16 protein-coding genes are annotated in these 20,671 nt (G+C 60.4%); 14 read left to right on the forward strand and 2 right to left on the reverse strand.

The genetic code is table 11. The features are described from left to right. Window positions 1–51 precede the first annotated feature (51 nt). A complete protein-coding gene (locus NFR87_RS05190) occupies window positions 52–2,412 on the reverse strand; it encodes a M13-type metalloendopeptidase (protein WP_251447319.1) in 2,361 nt (786 codons plus the stop codon). A 209-nt stretch (window positions 2,413–2,621) separates the two neighbouring features. Here NFR87_RS05190 and NFR87_RS05195 point away from each other — a divergent pair, with 209 nt between their 5' ends. The 14 genes from NFR87_RS05195 to NFR87_RS05260 all read left to right on the forward strand — a co-directional run bounded on the left by NFR87_RS05195 (window position 2,622) and on the right by NFR87_RS05260 (window position 19,362). Next, a complete protein-coding gene (locus NFR87_RS05195) occupies window positions 2,622–3,305 on the forward strand; it encodes a JAB domain-containing protein (RefSeq protein ID WP_251447323.1) in 684 nt (227 codons plus the stop codon). A gap of 87 nt (window positions 3,306–3,392) precedes the next feature. Next, entirely contained in the window at window positions 3,393–5,360 is a 1,968-nt protein-coding gene (gene uvrB / locus NFR87_RS05200; RefSeq protein ID WP_251447326.1) for an excinuclease ABC subunit UvrB, read from the forward strand. A 78-nt stretch (window positions 5,361–5,438) separates the two neighbouring features. Further along, complete coding sequence (uvrA, locus tag NFR87_RS05205; protein ID WP_251447329.1) at window positions 5,439–8,261, forward strand: excinuclease ABC subunit UvrA; 2,823 nt, start codon at window positions 5,439–5,441, stop codon at window positions 8,259–8,261. Between the two features lie 13 nt (window positions 8,262–8,274). After that, window positions 8,275–8,622, forward strand: a complete 348-nt coding sequence (locus NFR87_RS05210; RefSeq protein ID WP_251447332.1) for a TIGR04076 family protein — start codon at window positions 8,275–8,277, stop codon at window positions 8,620–8,622. Window positions 8,623–8,846: 224 nt separating this feature from the next. Continuing rightward, the gene (locus NFR87_RS05215; RefSeq protein WP_251447335.1) at window positions 8,847–9,779 is read left to right on the forward strand and encodes a hypothetical protein; all 933 of its coding nucleotides are present in this window, start codon (window positions 8,847–8,849) and stop codon (window positions 9,777–9,779) included. Between the two features lie 67 nt (window positions 9,780–9,846). Further along, entirely contained in the window at window positions 9,847–10,347 is a 501-nt protein-coding gene (locus NFR87_RS05220) for a COG2426 family protein (protein ID WP_251447338.1), read from the forward strand. Window positions 10,348–10,409: 62 nt separating this feature from the next. Next, on the forward strand, window positions 10,410–10,739 hold the full coding sequence (locus NFR87_RS05225) for a hypothetical protein (RefSeq protein WP_251447341.1): 330 nt from the start codon (window positions 10,410–10,412) through the stop codon (window positions 10,737–10,739). 29 nt (window positions 10,740–10,768) lie between these two features. Next, window positions 10,769–12,979, forward strand: a complete 2,211-nt coding sequence (gene recD2, locus NFR87_RS05230; RefSeq protein ID WP_251447344.1) for an SF1B family DNA helicase RecD2 — start codon at window positions 10,769–10,771, stop codon at window positions 12,977–12,979. 231 nt (window positions 12,980–13,210) lie between these two features. Next, window positions 13,211–13,654: a helix-turn-helix domain-containing protein gene (locus tag NFR87_RS05235; RefSeq protein ID WP_251447347.1), complete on the forward strand. Its 444-nt coding sequence runs from the start codon at window positions 13,211–13,213 to the stop codon at window positions 13,652–13,654. 24 nt (window positions 13,655–13,678) lie between these two features. Beyond that, a complete protein-coding gene (locus NFR87_RS05240; RefSeq protein ID WP_251447350.1) occupies window positions 13,679–14,092 on the forward strand; it encodes a hypothetical protein in 414 nt (137 codons plus the stop codon). Between the two features lie 48 nt (window positions 14,093–14,140). Then, entirely contained in the window at window positions 14,141–14,698 is a 558-nt protein-coding gene (locus NFR87_RS05245; protein ID WP_251447353.1) for a hypothetical protein, read from the forward strand. Between the two features lie 310 nt (window positions 14,699–15,008). Beyond that, window positions 15,009–16,757: an S-layer homology domain-containing protein gene (locus NFR87_RS05250; RefSeq protein WP_251447356.1), complete on the forward strand. Its 1,749-nt coding sequence runs from the start codon at window positions 15,009–15,011 to the stop codon at window positions 16,755–16,757. Between the two features lie 239 nt (window positions 16,758–16,996). After that, a complete protein-coding gene (locus tag NFR87_RS05255) occupies window positions 16,997–18,157 on the forward strand; it encodes a M20 family metallopeptidase (protein ID WP_251447359.1) in 1,161 nt (386 codons plus the stop codon). 20 nt (window positions 18,158–18,177) lie between these two features. Beyond that, complete coding sequence (locus tag NFR87_RS05260; RefSeq protein WP_251447362.1) at window positions 18,178–19,362, forward strand: M20/M25/M40 family metallo-hydrolase; 1,185 nt, start codon at window positions 18,178–18,180, stop codon at window positions 19,360–19,362. Here the strand turns inward: NFR87_RS05260 and NFR87_RS05265 are convergent. Further along, window positions 19,325–20,650, reverse strand: coding sequence for a helix-turn-helix domain-containing protein (locus NFR87_RS05265; protein WP_251447365.1), 1,326 nt, complete (start codon window positions 20,648–20,650; stop codon window positions 19,325–19,327). The genes NFR87_RS05260 and NFR87_RS05265 overlap by 38 nt on opposite strands. Window positions 20,651–20,671: the final 21 nt, after the last annotated feature.

The following is a 20,671-nucleotide window of genomic DNA, read 5'->3' on the forward strand; positions in this document are numbered from 1 at the left end:
AGCGGAACGCCGCGGCGTTCCGCTTCTCTTTTGATATGGAGTGGGAAAGGCTCACCAGATGGACACCCGCTCCTCCGGGCTGACCCACATGCCGTCCCCGGGCTGGATATCGTAGGTCTCGTAGAACTCCGGGATGGTCTGCAGCACCCGGTTGACCCGCAGCTTGTCCGGGGCGTGGACGTCGGCGGAGAGGAGGGCGGCCTGGGTCTGGCGGGAGGCGGTGGAGGCCCAGGTGTGGGCCATGGAGCGGAAGAGGGCGTCATAGTCGGGATCTTCCAGGCCACCGGCGGCCGTTACAACACAGGCGACGGCCCCCAGGTCGGCCACGTTTTCCCCCAGGGTCAGCGCACCGCTGCAGGCCAGTCCGGGGGCGGATTCCTGCCCCTCATACCAGGCCGTCACCGCGTCGCATTTGATCTGGAAGGCGGCGTAGTCCTCCGCAGTCCACCAGTTGGCGGCGTTGCCATTCTCGTCAAATTTGGCCCCCGAATTGTCAAAGGCGTGGGTGATCTCGTGGGCGATGACGTAGCCAATGGCGCCCAGATTCTCCTCCCGGCTGGCGTTCACATCATACAGAGGGGCCTGAAGGATGGCGGCGGGGAAGGTGATGTCATTGGCGGTGGCGTTGTAGAAGGCGTTCACCGTGTCGGGGGAGGTGACCCACTGGGCCTTGTCCACCGGTTTGTCCTGATAGAGGAGGAACTCCGCCTTGGCGGAGCACTGGATGGAGGTGTAGTTGGAGAAGAAGGTGCCCCCCTCCTCCGGGGTGCGGATGTCGGCGTTGTCCAGATAGGTGCTCCAGTCGTCGGGATAGCCCACCTTTACCCCTAAGGTATCCAGCTTTTTCAGGGCCATGGCCCGGGTCTCCTGGCTCATCCAGTCCTGGGCCTGGAGCCGCTCTTTATAGATGTCGATGAACGCATAGACCATATTCTCCACATCGGCCTTGGCCTGGGAGGAGAAATAGGCGTCCACATAGGCGTGGGAGAGGTAGTCGGACAGCAGGCCCTGGACTTGGGCGGCGGCCAGCTCCTCTGGAGACAGGCGGCCCTCGACGCCGTAGTAGACCGCCTGGAAGTCGTAGGCGGCGTCGGTGAAGTTCTGGCTGAGATAGCGGCTGGTGATACTGACCAGAGCCTGGCGGGCCAGGGCCTTCAGGGTGTCCAGATGCGCCTGGTCAAAAAATGCGGCGGCGGCCTCCATAGCCCCCACGTCGGTGACCCCGATCACATCGGTCTCCTTCAAAGAGGAGGCCGCATAGACCCGCTCCAAGTCCACATGGGGGAAAATGTCCTGGAGCTGAGCCATGGTATAGAGGTTGTAGATCTTGTCCACGTTTCCCGCATCCTGGGGAGGGAGGGAGGCGGCGGAGACGGCGGCCTCCGCCTCATAGACCAGCTCTGCCTGGGTCCGGGCCTCCTCCTGAGACAGTCCGGAAAGGGTGAGCAAGGTGATGATATAGGTGAGATAGGCCTCCTTCTGCTCCGGAGTCCCGGCGCGGTAAAATTCCTGACTCAGGGTGGGGATAAAGGAGCTGAAGATCACGCTGTACCGGGTGGAATCCTTCAGATCCACCATAAGGCCGAAGCCCAGCAGGGTGGAGAAGGCCAGCTCCTCCTCCATCAGGGCGTCGGCGGCCAGGAGCTCGTCCAGATCCCTGGCGTTTTCGATGGCGTCCAGATATTTGCGGATGGGCTCCGCCCCCGCCTGATTCCGGCCCTCCAGGTCGGTGACCGTGTGGTAGAGAGCGGCGATCTTGGCCTCGGGAGTGCCCTTTTCCTGGGGGGTGGAGGCGATGCCGGTAATGAGCTGGGCCACCTGGTCGTTGACCTCATAGGACAGGCCGTAGAAGGGGCCGTTGATGAGCTGGCCGGCGGGGATGGTGGAGGAGTCCAGCCACTGCTTGTTGACGGCGGCGTAGAAGTCGTCCTTGAGCTGGGTGCCCTCCAGGGCGTACACCCGGCGGATGAGGGCGTCCAGCTGCGCCTCGCTCACCGGCTGCTGGGGGGAGAGGCGGCCCGCCTCGGTGCCCGCGACGATGCCGGCGGCAAAGACCCCGGTAAGCTCCTCCTGCGCCCAGGCGGGCACATCGGTGAATTCCTCAGCGGGGAAGGCGCTCCGGGCGTTTGCACCCACCGGGGCGGGCAGACCGCCGAAGGCCCGCTCCAGCATCACCAGCGCCTCCGCCCGGGTCACAGTCCGCTCCAGGTGAAGCTCGCCGTTTTCATCACCGCGGAGGATGTCCTCTCCAGTGACGCCGGGGTTATAATCGGTGGCGGCGGTCAAAAGAGCGTCCCGCACCTGGGCCCGGGTCATCCCCTCCGGCTCGGCCGCCAGGGCGGCGGGACAGAAGGAGAGGGATAGGGCGGCGGTGAGGAGGGCGGCGGTAAACCGAGATTTTGCGTTGAACATGAAAAAGAACTCCTTTCAAGCAAGAGAATGATCTCCCTCATTATATCATAGATGGGGAAAAAAGAAACGAAATGTTTTGGAAAGACCGCTCTTCCAATTCTTTCTCACCCATTTGCCCTTGTGCCGTGGGCGTGAAAGTGATATAATACCTTGACAATTTTTGGGCGGAAAACGGGAAATGATAGACAGAGAGAAGGGGGAGAGGCGTCATGGCGTCCATTCATGACGGACACAGAGGAAGGATGCGGCAGGAGTTTTTGGCCCGGCCTGAGTCCTTTCCCGACCATAAGCTGCTGGAGATGCTCCTTTTCTGCGCCAATCCCAGGGGAGACACCAACCCGACGGCCCACGCCCTGCTGGAGCGCTTCGACTCTCTTGCCGGGATCCTGGACGCCCCGACAGAGGAGCTGATGAAGACGCCGGGGATCGGGGAGCATGCCGCCACCCTGCTTAAGGTGGTGAAGGAGGTCTCCGGCCGCTATCTGGTGGGCCGGACAGACATGGGGAAGATCGTCGCCACCACAAAAGATATGTGCCGGCTCCTCCGGCCCTACTTTTTCGGCGCCCGGAACGAGCGGGTGTTTCTGCTGTGCATGGACGGCAAGGGAAAGAGCCTGGGCGTGCGCAAGATCTCCGAGGGCAACGCCAACGCCGCCGAGGTCACCGTCCGGAGCGTAGCGGAGGCCGCCCTCACCCTCAACGCCACCCGGGTAGTCCTCTCCCACAACCATACCTCCGGGCTGGCCATCCCCTCAGCCGAGGACAAGGCCACCACCCACTACCTTTTCCAGGTGCTGAAGGCGGTGGGGGTGGAGCTGGTGGATCACCTGGTCTTCGTGGATGACGATATGGTCTCCATGGCGGAGAGCGGCGTGGAATTCTGGCGGGGATAAAATCGAGATATTTTTCTTTGGAAACCCCTTGCAATCGAACAAATGTTTTGATATACTGGGGAAAAACCGCGGACAGGAGGTGTACCCATGCCGGAATTCAAGGTCGTCAGTCCCTTTGAACCCTCGGGCGACCAGCCCCAGGCCATTGAGGCCCTGGCCATGGGCGTGGAAAACGGCCTGACCGAGCAGACCCTTCTGGGCGTCACCGGTTCGGGCAAGACCTTCACCATGGCGAAGATCATCGAAAAGGTACAGCGGCCCACCCTGGTACTGGCCCACAACAAGACCTTGGCCGCCCAGCTGTGCGCCGAGTTCAAGGAGTTCTTTCCCAACAACGCCGTAGAGTACTTCGTCTCCTACTACGACTACTACCAGCCCGAGGCCTATATCCCCCACACCGACACCTTCATCGAAAAGGACTCCTCGGTGAACGACGAGATCGACCGGCTGCGCCTCTCCGCCACCGCATCTCTCATCGAGCGGCGGGACGTGATCGTGGTCTCCTCGGTCTCCTGCATCTATGGCCTGGGCGAGCCGGAGGATTACGCCCACATGATGATCACCCTGCGAGTGGGGGAGGAGATGAAGCGGGAGGAGCTGATGCGCCGCCTCATCGAAGACCGCTACGAGCGCAATGACATCGCCTGGGAGCGCAATATGTTCCGCGTCCGGGGAGACACCATCGAGATCTGGCCCGCCTACTGGCGGGACACCGCCATCCGGGTGGAGTTTTTTGGGGACGAGATCGACCGCCTCAGCGAGATCAATGTGGTCTCCGGGGCGGTGATCCGCCGGCTGGAGCACATCCCCATCTATCCCGCCAGCCACTACATTACTCCCCGGGACAAGATGGCCGCCGCCATCCAGGAGATCTACCGGGAGCTGGAGGAGCGGGTGGCCTTCTTCGAGAGCAACAACATGCTGGTGGAGGCCCAGCGCATCAAGCAGCGCACCATGTACGATATTGAGATGCTCCAGGAGCTGGGCTTCTGCTCCGGCATCGAGAACTATTCCAGGCCCATCTCCGGGCGGCCTAAGGGCTCGCCGCCCTATACCCTGCTGGACTATTTCCCCAAGGACTTTTTGATGTTCATTGACGAAAGCCACGTGACCCTGCCTCAGGTGCACGCCATGTATAACGGCGATCACGCCCGGAAGACCACCCTCATCGACTACGGCTTCCGCCTGCCCTGTGCCTTTGATAACCGGCCGCTGAAGTTTGAGGAGTTTGAACAGCGGGTCAATCAGGTGGTCTACGTCTCCGCCACCCCCGGCGAGTATGAAAAGAGCCGCTCCGGTCAGATCGTGGAGCAGGTCATCCGGCCCACCGGCCTTCTGGATCCCAGGGTGGAGGTGCGGCCTGTGGAGGGCCAGATCGACGACCTCATCGGAGAGATCAACCAGCGGGTGGCCCGGAAGGAGCGGGTGCTGGTCACCACCCTGACCAAAAAGATGGCGGAGGATCTGACCGGCTACCTGAAAAACGTGGGGATCAAGGTGCAGTATATGCACCATGATATCGACACCATCGAGCGGCAGGAGATCATCCGCGACCTTCGCCTGGGCACTTATGACGTGCTGGTGGGCATCAACCTGCTCCGGGAGGGACTGGATCTTCCCGAGGTGAGCATGGTGGCCATTTTGGACGCGGACAAGGAGGGCTTCCTGCGCAGCGAGACAAGCCTCATCCAGACCATCGGCCGGGCCGCCCGGAACGCCGACGGCCTTGTTATCATGTACGCCGACCAGATGACTCCCTCCATGATGGCGGCCATCGGGGAGACCGACCGCCGCCGGGCCAAGCAGGACGCCTACAACAAGGCCAACGGCATCGTCCCCAAGACCATCATCAAGTCTGTCCGGGAGCTGGTGGATCTGTCCCACGGCGAGGAGGAGGCCGAGCACGCCGTCCGCCTGAAGAACAACATGACCAAGCGGGAGCTGGACGCCGCTGTGGAGAAGCTGGAAAAGGAGATGCGGGAGGCCTCCAAGCGGCTGGAGTTCGAGTACGCCGCCGTATTGCGCGACCGCATCATCGAGCTGCGGGGCAAATAATGGTCTGCCGCTCTGCCTTATAAGAGGGCCCAAGGATCACGGTTTGGCCCGATCCCCCATACAAAGGAGAACGTTCTTATGCAGGATACCATCACCATTCAAGGCGCCCGCGCCAACAATCTGAAAAATGTGGACGTGACCATCCCCCGGGACAAGCTGGTGGTGCTCACCGGCGTGTCCGGCTCCGGCAAGTCCTCCCTGGCCTTCGACACCATCTATGCCGAGGGGCAGCGGCGGTATGTGGAGAGCCTGTCCTCTTACGCCCGGATGTTTTTGGGCCAGATGGAGAAGCCGGATGTGGACTCCATCGACGGCCTGTCTCCCGCCATCTCCATCGACCAGAAGACCACCTCCAAAAACCCCCGCTCCACCGTGGGCACAGTGACGGAGATCTACGACTATCTCCGCCTTCTCTGGGCGAGGGTGGGTACCCCCCACTGTCCCAACTGCGGCAAGGAGATTCAGCAGCAGACCGTGGATCAGATCATCGACCAGGTGATGCGCCTGCCTGAGGCCACCCGGATCCAGGTCATGGCCCCCGTCATCCGGGGGAAGAAGGGGGAGCACCAGAAGATCTTCGAGGACGCCCGGAAGTCGGGCTATGTCCGGGTGCGGGTGGATGGCTCTCTCTACGATCTGGGCGAGGAGATCAGCCTGGACAAGAACAAAAAGCACAGCATCGAGATCGTGGTGGATCGGCTGGTGATCCGGGAGGACATCGCCCAGCGGCTCACCGACAGCGTGGAGATCGCCTCCGGCCTGTCCGGAGGGCTCATTATCATCAACATCGTGGGGGAGGACAGGGACATTTCCTTCTCCCAGAACTACGCCTGCGAGGACTGCGGCATCTCTATCGAGGAGCTGACCCCCCGCATGTTCTCCTTCAATAACCCCTTCGGCGCCTGTCCCACCTGTACCGGCCTGGGGATACAGCTCAAGATCGACCCGGAGCTTATCATCCCAAACAAGGAGCTGTCCATCCTGGACGGGGCCATCACCGCCAGCGGCTGGAGCAACATCAAGGGGGACTCCATCTCCCGGATGTACTTTGAGGCCCTGGCAAAGCGCTATAAGTTCAAGCTCACCACCCCGGTGAAGGACTTGCCGGCGGAGGTGCTGGACGTGATCCTCTACGGCACCCGTGGGGAGAAGCTGAAGCTGACCTACGACCGGGCCAACGGCCAGGGCACCCTGGTGCAGGCATTTGAGGGCATCTGCAACAATCTGGAGCGCCGCTACCGGGAGACCCAGTCCGACGCCATGCGCCGGGAGCTGGAGGAGTGCATGGCGGAAAAGCCCTGCCCGGATTGCCACGGCCGCCGTTTGCGCCGGGAGTCCCTGGCCGTGACGGTGGGAGGGCTGAGCATCGATGAGTATTGCAGCAAGTCGGTCACCGACGCACTGGACTTTATGGAAAAGCTCACCCTCTCGGAGCAGAAGACCCTCATTGCCGGGCAGATCGTCAAGGAGATCAAGTCCCGGCTTGGCTTTTTGAACTCGGTGGGTCTGGAGTACCTGACCCTCTCCCGGGCCGCCGCCACCCTCTCCGGCGGCGAGAGCCAGCGCATCCGCCTGGCCACCCAGATCGGCTCCTCCCTTATGGGAGTGCTCTATATTCTGGACGAGCCCTCCATCGGCCTGCACCAGCGGGACAATGACAAGCTGCTGGAGACGCTGCGCCACCTGCGGGATTTGGGCAATACCCTGCTGGTGGTGGAGCACGACGAGGACACCATGCGCGCCGCCGACCACCTTATCGATGTGGGCCCCGGCGCCGGCGTCCACGGCGGCCGGATCATCGCCCAGGGCACGGCAGAGGATATTATGAACAGCCCCGAGTCCCTGACGGGGGCATACCTCTCCGGGCGGCTGAGTATCCCCGTGCCCAAAGAGCGGCGGAAGGGCAGTGGAAAGTTCCTCGCGGTTCGGGGAGCGGCGGAGAACAACCTGCGGGGGGTGGACGTGTCCGTTCCCCTGGGCACCTTCACCTGTGTGACGGGGGTATCCGGCTCGGGCAAGTCATCTCTGGTGAACGAGATCTTATATAAGCGGCTGGCGGCCGACCTGAACCGGGCCAAGACCCGGCCCGGCAAGCACGATGGAATGGAGGGGGAGGAGTACCTGGACAAGGTCATCAATATCGACCAGTCCCCCATCGGCCGCACCCCCCGCAGTAACCCGGCCACCTACACGGGCCTGTTCAACGATATCCGGGAACTGTTTGCCTCCACCCCAGACGCCAAGGCCCGGGGCTACGGCCCCGGCCGGTTCTCCTTCAACGTCCGGGGCGGCCGGTGTGAGGCCTGCCAGGGGGACGGCCTTCTGAAGATCGAGATGCACTTCCTGCCCGACATCTACGTCCCCTGCGACGTGTGTCACGGCAAGCGCTATAACCGGGAGACCCTGGAGGTGCGCTACAAGGGCAAGAACATCTACGAGGTGCTGGAGATGACCGTGGATGAGGCCCTGCCCTTCTTTGAGAATCTGCCGAAGATCTATAATAAGCTGCTGACCCTCTCCCAGGTGGGCCTGAGCTACATCAAGCTGGGTCAGCCCTCCACGGAGCTGTCCGGCGGCGAGGCCCAGCGGGTGAAGCTGGCCACCGAGCTTGCAAAGCAGGCCACGGGCCGCACCATCTATATTCTGGATGAGCCCACCACCGGCCTGCACAGCTACGACGTCCACAAGCTCATCGACGTGCTCCGGCGTTTGGTGGATATGGGCAACACTGTGGTGGTCATCGAGCACAACCTGGACGTGGTGAAGACTGCCGACTACCTCATCGACCTGGGCCCCGAGGGGGGAGACGGCGGCGGCAATATCGTCTGCACCGGCACTCCCGAGGAAGTGGCGGCCTGTCCGGACAGCTATACGGGGCGGTACCTGAAGCGGATGCTGTAAGAGGAGACAGGATATGAAAAAGTGGCTGGACGAGGAGTACGAATTTGAAATTGAAGTGATGGGCTTCCTCCAGGGAGAACAGACGGAGCATTACTGCCGGAACGGGGAGGAGATCGGGGACAAATACACCTGCACCTATGGCTGCCCGGTGAACGCCCAGGGCTGCGGTATCTGCTCCAAGGTGATGATGACCCTGTTTCCCATTATGGAGGCGGTTCGCAGCGGAGGCGACCTGGAGAACATCGGCGGGGACGGAAAATACAGCAAGGTAGTGGTCTGTCCCGACGGCTGCGTCATGTTCCGCCTGACAGCGAAGCCCCTGGGGAATCCGAACCCTTTCAGGGGGAAGGCTTTTGACTGAATAAGCTCAGATTGGCCTGCGGCAGGAAGGAGGGGATCCGATGGGCGCGTGGGGCACAGGATTTTACAGCGACGACACGACCTCCGACGTGAGGGATACCTATCTGGACCTTCTGCGGAAGAGAGTGCCGCCCGAGGAGGCGGTGGCTCAGATGCTGGAGGAGTGGAAGCCGGACCGGGACGAAGAGTGTGGTATCTCTTTTGGCTCACCATTGCGCTCCTTCAGTGGGAATACGGTCATTTGCCCAGGAGCGCCGGGAGAAGGCTCTGGCGATCCTGGCCTCCAGTGTAGACGAAGCCCGGTGGGCTGAGGCTAGGCCTAGGGACCGGGAGAAGCGCCGGGAGGTCATGGTCAAGCTGGAGGAAAAGCTGCGCTCGGAGCCGGCCGGGGGGAAGAAACTCCGGCCATACACCCACAAGAGGCTGCCCTGGAAGGTGGGGGATGTGCTCTCCCTGCGGTTGGGGCGGGAGTGTGAGCCATGGCGTGGCTCCACCTTTTGCTGGCCTTTTGACGACCTGTATACGGCGGTGCTGATCGTGGATAGCTGGGAGGAGGACGCGGGGGACATCTACGATATCCCCGTGGTGGCGGTCTATGACTGGATGGGGGCGGAAGAGGCTGCCATGGAGGACCTGGCGGTGATGCCCTTTCTCCGGGGGGACGACTGGTTTCGGGGAACGGAGGAGCATAAGCGGTATTTCCACTCTGTGGATCATCCTCTCCGGCAGGACTATTTATGGAACGACCTGAAAAAGCTGGGGCATTTGGAACAGCTTCCCGCCTTTCCCCGGGAGGAGTGGGAGTACAGGAAGAAGACCACCCGCTGGGGAGTTATGGGAGAAATGCTGATCATGGAGTGGGTCCTGCGGGGAAAACCCATCCCCCGCCGCTCCACATGGAATGATCGGTCGGCTGAGCGGGAGCGGGCCTGGATGCGGGCCCGGACCTACTTCAAAAAGAATCTCGGCTTGCTGGAGCAGATGCGGGCGTTCATTTTTGAGGGAATGCCGGCGGAGGAGCTGGAAAGAAAAAAGCAGGAGGAGTGGGAGATATTCCGGAAACGGTATTCCGACCCCATCCAGAGGGAAAGACTGTGGTCGGCCATCTTTGAGGGGGAGGAGCCGCCTTATCTGATCCACAGAGAAAAAGATTCATAAAATTTTTATCTCCTCCTATGGGAAACTGTGGTATGATAGAGGAAACGCAAAAGAGGAGGGGGATTCCTTGGATCTTTTGAATTGGCTGGAGACCACCATGGGGGGCGAATTTATCTTCACCCTCCTGGTGTCCATGATCCCCATTATTGAGCTTCGGGTGGGGATCCCCTTCGGAGTGGGCCTTGGCCTTCCATATCCGGTGGCCTTCACCGCCGCCGTCATCGGCAACATCCTGCCCGCCCCCTTCATCATCATCTATATCCGCCGCATCTTTCAGTGGCTGCGCGCCCACTTTCCCAGGCTGGACGGCATGGTTGACGCGCTGGAGCGGAAGGCCCACCTGAAAGGGAACAAGGTCAGCCGCTATAAATATCTGGGCCTGCTGCTCTTTGTGGGCATCCCCCTGCCGGGGACGGGGGCCTGGACAGGGGCGCTGGCCGCCGCCTTTTTGGATATGCCGCTGCGAAAGGCCATGCCCTCCATCGTCCTGGGCGTCATCCTGGCCGGGTGCATCATGACCGGACTGACCCATCTGGGCTTTGATCTTTTTGCCACTGTTATGGCCTGAATGACACCTTTTTCACCTCTCCTCCGTAAACTGGGGAGAGGTGAAGCAATATGCGGGCAATTTTGGAAGTAGTTTTATCCCTTTTGGCGGTAATGGGCCTTTTGAGCCTGGGCTGGCTGACCTTCGGCCATCTGCTGACTCCGGCGGGAACGGGCCGCTGCTGCGTGGTCATCCCCGCCCAGGGGGCGGGGAACGGTCTGGAGCAGGCCGTCACCGGGATGCTCTGGCTCCGGGCCGGCGGACTCATGAACGCCCCCATCCTGGTGGCGGACTGCGGGTTGGACGAGGAGGGGAGGGCGGTGGCCGCTGCTCTCTGCCTTCGGGAGCCGGAGATCGGCCTGTGCCCAGCGTCGGAGCTTTCAGTTTACATAAAACAAATCCCGGAGGGATAACAGCCCTGTCCACGAAAGAAGGTGCCCCCATGGATGAATTTCCCAACTGCATAGAGGGCGCCGTGGACACGGTGATCTATCAAAATGAGGAGAACGGCTACACCGTCCTCAAGCTGGACGTGGGGGAGGAGGAGTGCGTCACCGTAGTGGGCTGCATGCCCGGAGTGGCGCCCGGCGAGAGCCTGTGGGCGCAGGGCCAGTGGATGCGCCACCCCTCCTACGGGTCTCAATTCAAGGCGGAGGTGGCCCGCCGGGGCATGCCCCAGGGGGAAAAGGCGATCTTTGACTATCTGGCCTCCGGGGTGGTAAGGGGCGTCGGTATAGCCACGGCCCGGCGCATGGTGGAGGAGTTCGGGGACGCCGCTCTGGAGGTGCTGGAGCGCACGCCGGAAAAGCTCACCGCCATCAAGGGCATCACCAAAAAGCGGGCGGAGTCCATGGGGGAGGCATTCCGTCTCCAGATGGGCATGCGCCGGCTGCTGGACTTTCTCTCGGAGCACGGCCTGCCCCCACAGTTGGGCATGCCGCTGTACCGCCGCTTTGGCGACCGGGCCCGGGAGGCGGTGGAGGCCGACCCCTACCTGCTGACGGAGGGGGAGCTCTCCGTCCCCTTTGCCCAGGCCGATCAGCTTGCCATGGAGCTGGGCTTTGCGGAGGATCATCCCCAGCGGGTGATGGCGGGGCTCCTTTTTGTACTGACCCACAATTTGGACAACGGCCACACCTTTCTGCCCCGGCAGAAGCTGCTGGGGGCGGCTCAGGCGCTTACGGGAGTGGGTGACCCAGAGACGCTGACGGCGGGCCTGGATATGCTGGAGGCCGCCGGGAAGGTGACGATGGATCAGGTGGCGGGGGAGGATGCCTGCTACCTCACGGCGCTCTGGGAGGCGGAGACTCATGTGGCCCAGCGTATTGCCGCAATGAGCCAAAACGAGCTCTACTGTCCCGACCACCTGGACGCTGTCATCGACCGCATCCAGGCCCAGCAGGGGATCACTTATGCCTCCCAGCAGCGGCAGGCGGTGGAGCTGGCCGCCCAGCGGCAGGTGATGCTCCTCACCGGCGGCCCCGGCACCGGAAAAACCACCTCCCTGCGGGGGGTGCTTTCCCTTTTCGAGGCTCTGGGGCTGGAGACCGCCCTCGCCGCCCCCACCGGCCGGGCGGCCAAGCGTCTGGGAGAGCTCTGCCAGGCCGAGGGAACCACTATCCACCGGCTGCTGGAGACCCGCTTTGACCCCAAGACGGGCCAGTTGGTCTTTGCCCATAAGGAGGACGACCCGCTGAAGGTGGACGCGGTGATCGTGGACGAGACCTCGATGGTTGACATAACTTTAATGTCGGCCCTTCTCTCCGCCCTGCGGGAGGAGTGCCGCCTGGTACTGGTAGGAGACCCGGATCAGCTTCCTTCCGTAGGGGCGGGAAATTTGCTTTCTGATTTGATCCGCAGCGGAGAAGTGCCGATGGTGAGGTTGACAGAAGTTTTCCGCCAGGCGGCGCAGAGCGCCATCATCCGCACCGCCCATCAGGTGAACCAGGGGGTGGCTCCGGTATTGAAAAACGACAGTACCCAGGATGTGTTTTTCCTTCGCCGGCCGGATCCCGCCCTGGCGGAGGAGACCATCGTGGATCTGGTGGGCAGGCGCCTGCCGGAGAACATGGGCATCCCCGCCCACCAGATACAAGTCCTGTCCCCCACCCGGAAGTACGCCGGCGGCACCGCCAGCCTGAACAAGGCCCTTCAGCAGGCGCTGAATCCGCCGGCGGAGGACAAGGGGGAGCGGAAGTTCGGCCCTTATATCTTCCGTCAGGGAGACCGGGTCATGCAGGTGAAGAATAACTACGACGTACTCTGGAAGACTCCCGACGGCCTGGAGATGGGCATGGGGGTCTTCAATGGGGATGTGGGTCATATATTGGAGGTGGACAACCGCCGGGAGATCGTGACGGTGGACTTTGAGGGCCACATCGTGGAGTACTCCCCCGATATGCTGGGAGAGCTGGAGCCCGCCTACGCGATGACCGTGCACAAGTCCCAGGGCAGCGAGTACCGGGCGGTGGTGCTCACTGCGCTGGATACCGCCCCCCGGCTGCTCATCCGGGGCGTGCTCTATACCGCCATCACCCGGGCCAGAGAGCTGCTGGTGATCGTGGGCGAGGAGGAGGTCGTCGCCCGGATGACCGCCAACAACCGCCAGTCCAGGCGGTACTCCGGCCTGCGCTGGCGCCTGGCGGAGGAATAAAGGATATTAAAACAAGGAGAGCCTGCCTTACGGCAGGCTCTCCTTGTATGTTTGGATGGGTAAAAGAATCATTGTTCAAATTTTGACAAAGTGTCCGCTGTGTGATACAGTGAATGAATCGACCTATCAAAAATTTGTGCAAAAAGCCCCGCGCAACTAAAAATTGCGCGAATGTAAACCGAAAGCGGTTTATTTTTTGCGGCAATCAAACTAAAATCGGAGATGAAAAGGATGAATTTGGCAGAAAGGCTTGTTTCCCTGCGCAGACAAAACGGACTGACGCAATTGCAGTTAGCGGAGAAAATGGACGTCTCCCGGCAAGCCGTCTCTCGATGGGAAAAGGGCGAGGCGGTCCCTTCTACTGAAAATTTAAAGTATCTGAGCGAGCTATATCACGTTACGCTTGATTACTTACTGAGTGACTCTGCGTCGGAGACAGAGGCAGAAGGAAGCGCAAGAACTGAAGAGATCAAAAGAGGCCGCGCAGGGCGCCGGAAAACGGCGGCTGCGATTTTTCTCGGCGTGATCGTGCTCCTTTCTATCGTGTTTTTATTTGTGAAGCATACCGGCGGGCCGGTCAAAAATGAGGAGAGCCCCAGACCCATCAGCGATTTGGAACAGCAGGAGGTACTGCCCCAGGAAGAGGAAGAGGAGTTTTCTATCGAAGGCTGGTAAGAACTGGGGAAAGGGGGTGAGAATATGAAACTGAAGAGAGCTTTGGGCGTTGCGTTGGCTTGTGCCGTCATGGTAAATTGTTTTTGCCTTCCTGTGACAGCGGCAAACACACAGGCGGAGCCCGCCGCCTTCTCCATCGACATGCAGCGGGCATCCGGGAAATTCAGCATGACCGTTTCCGCAAACAAATTGAGAAGAGCCAACAGCAGCTTTTCCCTGGATGCGGGAGAAGTGGTGACCATCAACGCAAGCTATGCCCCCTCCTCGGCCAGCGTGGATTTTGGTCTGATCGATTCTGATAATGTCTTCCACTTTGTGACCGCGACAAACGGAAGCGTCAATCAGGGCATCGAGATCGAAAAGCGCGGCCAGTATACCCTGGCAGTCCGCAACAATTCTTCGTCGGAGATCGAAGTGTCCGGGTTCGTGAGCTACTAAGTTTCGGTCACAAAGATTTGACAAAAGAAAGAAAAGGAGTGTATCATAATGAAGAAACGTTTGGTAAGCATGCTCCTGGCCCTGGCCATGTGTATGGGCCTGGCAGTCCCGGCGGTTGCGGTGGATGTGAATTCCTCTTCGACTGTTGCATCCGAACTATCTGTTAGTGCTAATGAAATTGATATGTCGATGCCATATCACTATAGCAAGACTTTTCTTGAAAATGGTCAAGAAGTAACAATTGGGGTGCGGTATGAACCGGCAGCGCAAACGCGTTCGGGAAGCAAATCAGATCCAGCCTCAGAAGGCGTATGGACTTCGTATTATAATAGTCCTATTCTTAGTATGAGCTATAAATATGATTTGGAAAAGTCGGGTTCACACTGGAAAGTGTCCAATGCGAGGGATCATCGTTATAGCGCAATTGGCTATTCTACTTCAAATCCGTCCTTAAAAATTGCTCGGTCGATATCAACTGCAAGTTTTCCGGCTGAAATTAATGCGAGCGTACAGTATACGCTAATTACAGATTTGCTCTTTACATCTACAGGGGTTGTTAATACGACGGTTTCTGATGATGGAATCGTAACGGTATCTTGGAACTAATGGATACATTGACGGTCGTGCTGCCGCTTTTTTGTGCTGCGGTAGCGATAGCAGTTTACTTAATTTATAAAAAAATCCGGCGCAAATAGAGTACAGAGGTGAGCAGACATGGGGACAGTCCTTTTGTCCGGCGGCACATTCTAATATTTCAGGGGTGAAGTTCAATGAAACGCATTTGTTCCGTACTGGCAGCGATAGCTCTGTGTGTCACGCTGGTTCCCTCCGCTTTGGCGGAGAAGCGTATGAGCAGATAGAGGGACCGTCCCTCTGTCCTCTCCTGTCCTACAAAATATAATAGGGAGGGTCAACGATGAAACGGATATACAGATTTTTGTCTGCCTGTCTCTGTGCCGCGCTGGCCTGTTGCTGGACGCTGGCATTCGCCGCGGGGGAGCAGACGGTCCACGCCGACATCCGTTCCCCGTGGTGGGTCATTGTCAAGGGGACGCAGGCGGGCTTTGTGGATGACCAGCAGGGACGGCGGGAAGCCATTGCCTATGAGAACATGGTATATATCCCCCTGGCGACGGTGGGACTTTGGATGGGGGCGGACGCCCGGTGGGATGCCGATACAAACGCGGTGACGATCACCTCCAACGCGGCGGAGCCCGTTTACTACCGGCCCAAGGATCTTGATTTTGACCGCTTGGATCTGAAGCGGCCGGAGGGGGACGAGCAATATCAGCTGGACATGAAAAACGGGATCGATGTGCTCCTGTGCCCGGATGTCACCGTAACCGTTGATGGCCAGATCAAGACCTTTGTCTCCGACGGGGGAACGCCGCTGTGTCCCCTCCTGTTCCGTGAGTGTATCTACCTTCCTGTCAGCGGCGCGGCCCAGCTGCTGGGGTTAAAGGCCCTGTGGCTGGAGCAGTGGAACACCGTGGATGTCTATGACCCGGACGCACTGGAGGCCATTGGCACATACGTCACCGCCCTGCGCGGCCACCTGGACGATGTGCGCATGCTGCTGGAGAAGAATTATGCCCTTGACTCCGACGAGGAATTCGTGGAATACATGGGGCAGATCCGGGCGTCAGTTCAGGCGATACAAAGTCTGCCGGAACCGCCTGATATGACGTGGTATCTGGATGCGGTGTCCTTCTATACGCAACATCTCCTGTCTGACGACATAGAGCCCTATTTGCCGCTGAATGCCATTGCTTCTGATTCCCCCTATATAAACGATTTTTGGAAAAGATCTCCGGACTCAAAATGGCGGATGATCAAGGAGACATTGATATCCAAGCCCAAAGATGTGACCTCCAATTTTTTGAGCCTGGAGAAGATCTGTACGCAGTGCGAGGACCTCTTGTCCTGCGCCGGGACGAATGTGTTCTTCTGTCCCGACCCCGGCGCGGGGGAGGTGGAGACGCCGGCCATCCAGCCCGGAGAAGTTGTCGTTGTCGATCCGACTCGCTTCACCGATTCGGCAAGCATTGCCAACTGGGACGCAGTGAGTACCCTGTGCGGGCTGGGCGTCATTTCAGGCAAGGAAAACGGATGCTTTGACCCCGGCGGTACCGTGACCCGGGCCGAGGCCGCCAAGATGATCGTTCTGATGAGTACCGGCGGCAGGGAGCCTGACATTCCCGCCGACCCGGTGCCCCTCTTTTCCGACATCCACGGACACTGGGCCGAGGGGTATATCAACTTTGGCTCCATGTTCAACATTCTCGATGGGGGCGGGGACGGTAGCTTTGACCCCGACGGGGAGGTCACCGGTATCCAGTTTGCCAAGCTGTGCCTGGGCATGCTGGGCTACGACCCGGCGGTTTACCAATTGACGGGGAGCGCCTGGGCCAGCCATGTCGACGCGCTGGTCCGCCATACCGTCCCCGACCTGTATGAGGAACTTGAGGCGGTGGATATGAACGCCCCGATCTCCAGAGAGAATGCCGCCCAGATGCTCTATAATGCCCTGGGGTGCTATTCCAATATGCGGACCTTTTCCGAGTCGGGGAGGATCTGGGAATATAAGCCCAGCGACAGGACCTTCCTTCAGGAGTATTTTCAGATAGAGACTCTGCCGGAGGTCCCCGCCCAGCCGGGGAAATAAACGGGCGGGAAGAGTGGATAGAGGACGGGGCGGTTCTTTTTGGCAAGACGCAAGAACCGTCTCTCTGTTCCGCGCCTGCCTTTAAATAAGGATCAAAAAACAGCCCAAACCACACACAATTTGTGCGGTTTGGGCTGCTTTTTACCCAAATTTCGGCGGTGGGAATACTTGACAAAAAAAGGTAATCTTGCTACGATGAAGCCAATATAACCCCAAAAAGCAGAATGGAGAGGATCATAATGGAACAGTTTTATCAGCAGATTCACAGCTATATTGACACCCACCGCCAGGAGATGCTGGATCTGTGGCGGGATCTGGTAAACACGGAGAGCGGCCCCGCACAGAAGGAGGGCGTGGATGCGGTAAACGCCTTGCTGCGCAAGGAGATGGTCGCCTGCGGACTGTCTGTGCAGACCATCCCCATGGAAAAGGTGGGCGACATTCTGGTGGCCCAGTGGGACAACGGCAGCCAGCTGCCCCCCATCCTGCTCATCGGCCATATGGACACGGTCTTCAAGCCCGGCGCCGCCACCGAGAACCCCTTCCGCATCGACGCTGAGGGCAAGGTTCACGGCCCCGGCTGCCTGGATATGAAGGGGGGCGTGGTGGTGGCCCTCTACGCGGTGAAGGCCCTCCAGTCGGTGGGGTACAATAAGCACCCCATCATGTTCGTTCTGGCCGGCGACGAGGAGACCCTCCACCAGAACTCCAACGCCCAGGAGGTCATGGCCCAGATCATGGCCGGAGGCTGTGCCGCGTTCAACTTTGAGACCGGCTATCCCGACGACGGCGTTGTGGTGGGCCGCAAGGGCGGCAGCGTCGTGGTCTTTGACATCGAGGGTGTGGCCGCCCATTCCGGCATCGCCCCGGAGAAGGGCCGCTCTGCAATTGCCGAGGCGGCCCACAAGATCCTGGCTATCCAGGCCCTCAATGACATTCCGCGGGGCAAGCTGATCAACTGCGGCCTTGTCTCCGGCGGCATTGGAGAGAACACCATCCCCGGCGCCTGCTCCATTCGCTGCGGCCTTCGTTTCCCCACGGTGGCCATCAAGGAAGAGCTGATGGCCGACTGCAAGGCCATTTCCGACACGGTGAACATTGAGGGAACCAAGACCACCATGCGGGTGGAGATGGTCATGGATCCCATGGAGCGCACCGAAGGCGTCCAGAAGCTCTATGAGCTGGTGGAGGAGACCGCCCGCGACATGGGTTACGGAGAGGTTCATCCCTTCGAGGTGGGCGGCGTGTCCGATTCCTCCGTGGCTGTGGTGGCGGGGGTGCCCACTGTCTGCGCCATGGGCGTGAAGGGCGAGTTCAACCACACGGAAAAGGAATATGCCCAGATGGAGAGCCTCTTTACCCGTACCGCGCTGGCGGCCGCCTGCATCGCAAGGATCTGAGAAAGAGAGTGTGAGCAAACATGGAACATATTGACGCCATTCGCCGCTATATTGACGCCCACCGCCAGGAGATGCTGGATCTGTGGCGGGACTTGGTGAACACCGAGAGCGGCCCGGCCCAAAAGGAGGGCGTTGGAGCGGTGTGCCGCCGTCTCTGTGCCGAGCTGGAGGCCATGCGGGTACATACCCGGCCTGTGCCCATGGAGGACGGCTCCCAGGTGCTGGTGGCGGACTGGGACAATGGCGGCGAGGAGGCCCCCGTCCTGCTCATCGGCCATATGGACACCGTCTTCCAGCCGGGAGCCGCCACGAAGAATCCTTTCCGCATCGATCCCGACGGCACCGCCCACGGCCCCGGAGTCCTGGATATGAAGGCGGGGCTGGTCATTGCCCTGTACGCGGTGAAGGCCCTTCAAAGCGTCGGCTGGGCAGGGCGAAACGTCCGCTTCCTCTTTGCCGGGGACGAGGAGACCGCCCACAAGAACTCCGACGCCAAGGCGGTCATGGCCCGGGAGGCCCGGGGCTGCGCCGCCGCTTTCAATTTTGAAACGGGCTATCTGGATGACGGCATTGTGGTGGGCCGCCGGGGCGCCGCCATCGTCAACTTTCACATTGCCGGCGTTTCAGCCCACTCGGGCATCGAGCCGGAGAAGGGCCGCTCGGCGATCCTGGAGGCGTCCCACCGGATCATCGCCCTGGAGGCTCTCAACGATCTTCCCAGGAGCAAACTGATCAACTGCGGGGTCATCACCGGTGGGGAGAGCTCCAATACGGTGCCGGACAGCTGCACCATCACCGCCTCCCTCCGGTTCCCCACCATTGCCATAAAGGAGGAGCTGCTGGAGGATTGCCGCCGGATCATGGAGGCCCCCTCCACAGTTCCGGACACCACCGCGACGATGCGGGTGGGGGGCGTATTTGACCCCATGGAGCATACGCAGGGCGTTCAAAAGCTCTACGAGCTGGTGGAGGAGACTGCCCGGGAGATCGGCTATGGCCCCGTCCATCCCTTTGAGGTCAGCGGAGCCTCTGATTCCTCCATCTCGGTGAACGAGGGGGTGCCCACGGTCTGCGCTATGGGCGTTCGAGGCGCCTTCAACCACACCGAGCGGGAATACGCGGTGGTGGAATCCCTGTTCCAGCGTACCCTTTTGGCTGCCGCCTGCATCATTCGCGTGCAGGAGAAACCGTGTCGGGAAGGGTGATCTTCATCACCCGGGCAGGGCGGCCCTTGCCGGCGGAACGCTTATCCACCGTGGCCACATAGCCTGCCTCCTCCAGCTGGACGATGATGCGGTTGACGCTGCGGGAGGTGATGCCCAGCTTTTGGGACAGCTCCTCGGAGGTGGTCACGTTTCCGTCCCGGTTCAGGATAAAGGCCAGCCGGGCCAGAGTGCCGGCGCTGACCTTCAGCTGCCGGGCGAAGAAGGGACTGCGGCTGCTCTCCTCCGAAGAGAGGGAGGAGACCTCCGTCACCAACATGTCGTCCTCCACCAGATAGGAGCCGCTGCGGCGGTCTCGCTGCGCGGTGTTAAGGGCCATGTTGGCCCGGGACTTGGCCTCCAGCATGGTGCCGCCCACCCCCATACCCACCCAGACCTTGTAGTTGGAGGTGCGGCGGCCGAACTGGAGCAGATCCTGGTGGGCGCCGCTTTTCAGAAAGCCGTTGATGAGCATATCCCGGCTGGTGACGAGGAAGAACATCTCGGTGCCCTGCTCAAAGACAGCGGCGCCCATCCGCTGCGCCAGGCCGAACAGCCGCTCCTTAAACTCATTTTGGTAACGGACTTTTTCCCATTCACGAATGTCCAGGTTCCGTTCGTCGTCGAAGATATAGTCATAGCGTATGCCGATGACAGCCAGCTTGCCGTGGTTGCCCTGGGCGGAAAAGTGGCGGATCTGCAGCAGGTAGACCTGCTCCCGGATCATCTCCTCGGCGGGATAGGTGCGGATGCAGGGGATCCCCTCCGCCTGCAGGGGCGCCTGGACGTGCTCCATACTGGTGAAACATACTGAGCTCAACCCCTGGCGGAAGCAGCTGCGGTGAAATTCCAGCAGCTTGCTCTCATAGCCAGGGGTTTCAAAATCATGGGGGGCCTGGTAGAAGGTCGTGTCCACAATGCCCACATCTTTCAGCACTTCGGCCAAAAGCTCGGGGCTGTAACGGTCTACGCTGATGCCCTTTCCCTTCAGGTCACTGCCGCAGATGGTGGTGGCCTCCAAAAAGGCCTGAAGGGCGGCGGTGCGGCTGTGGGGCAGATAGCCCCAGGGGATGGTAGGGGAGAGGCGCTTGCGGGTGTAGGCGTAGTTGGTGGGGCCGGAAAAGAGAATGGCGTCCACGTCCTTTTCCCGCTGGAACCGGGCGGCCAACTCCACTGTTTCCTCGTAGAATTCCGTGCAGGAATAGACCGTCTGAACGTCGGTGATATCCCGCTCCAAAACCTTTCGGATGAAACTGACCGTGGTCTCCGGCCCGATGATGCCAAGCTTCATAGGTTTGCCCTCCCTTTATTT

The organism is Vermiculatibacterium agrestimuris (assembly GCF_943193085.1).
GTDB classification, from domain to species: domain Bacteria; phylum Bacillota; class Clostridia; order Oscillospirales; family Oscillospiraceae; genus Vermiculatibacterium; species Vermiculatibacterium agrestimuris.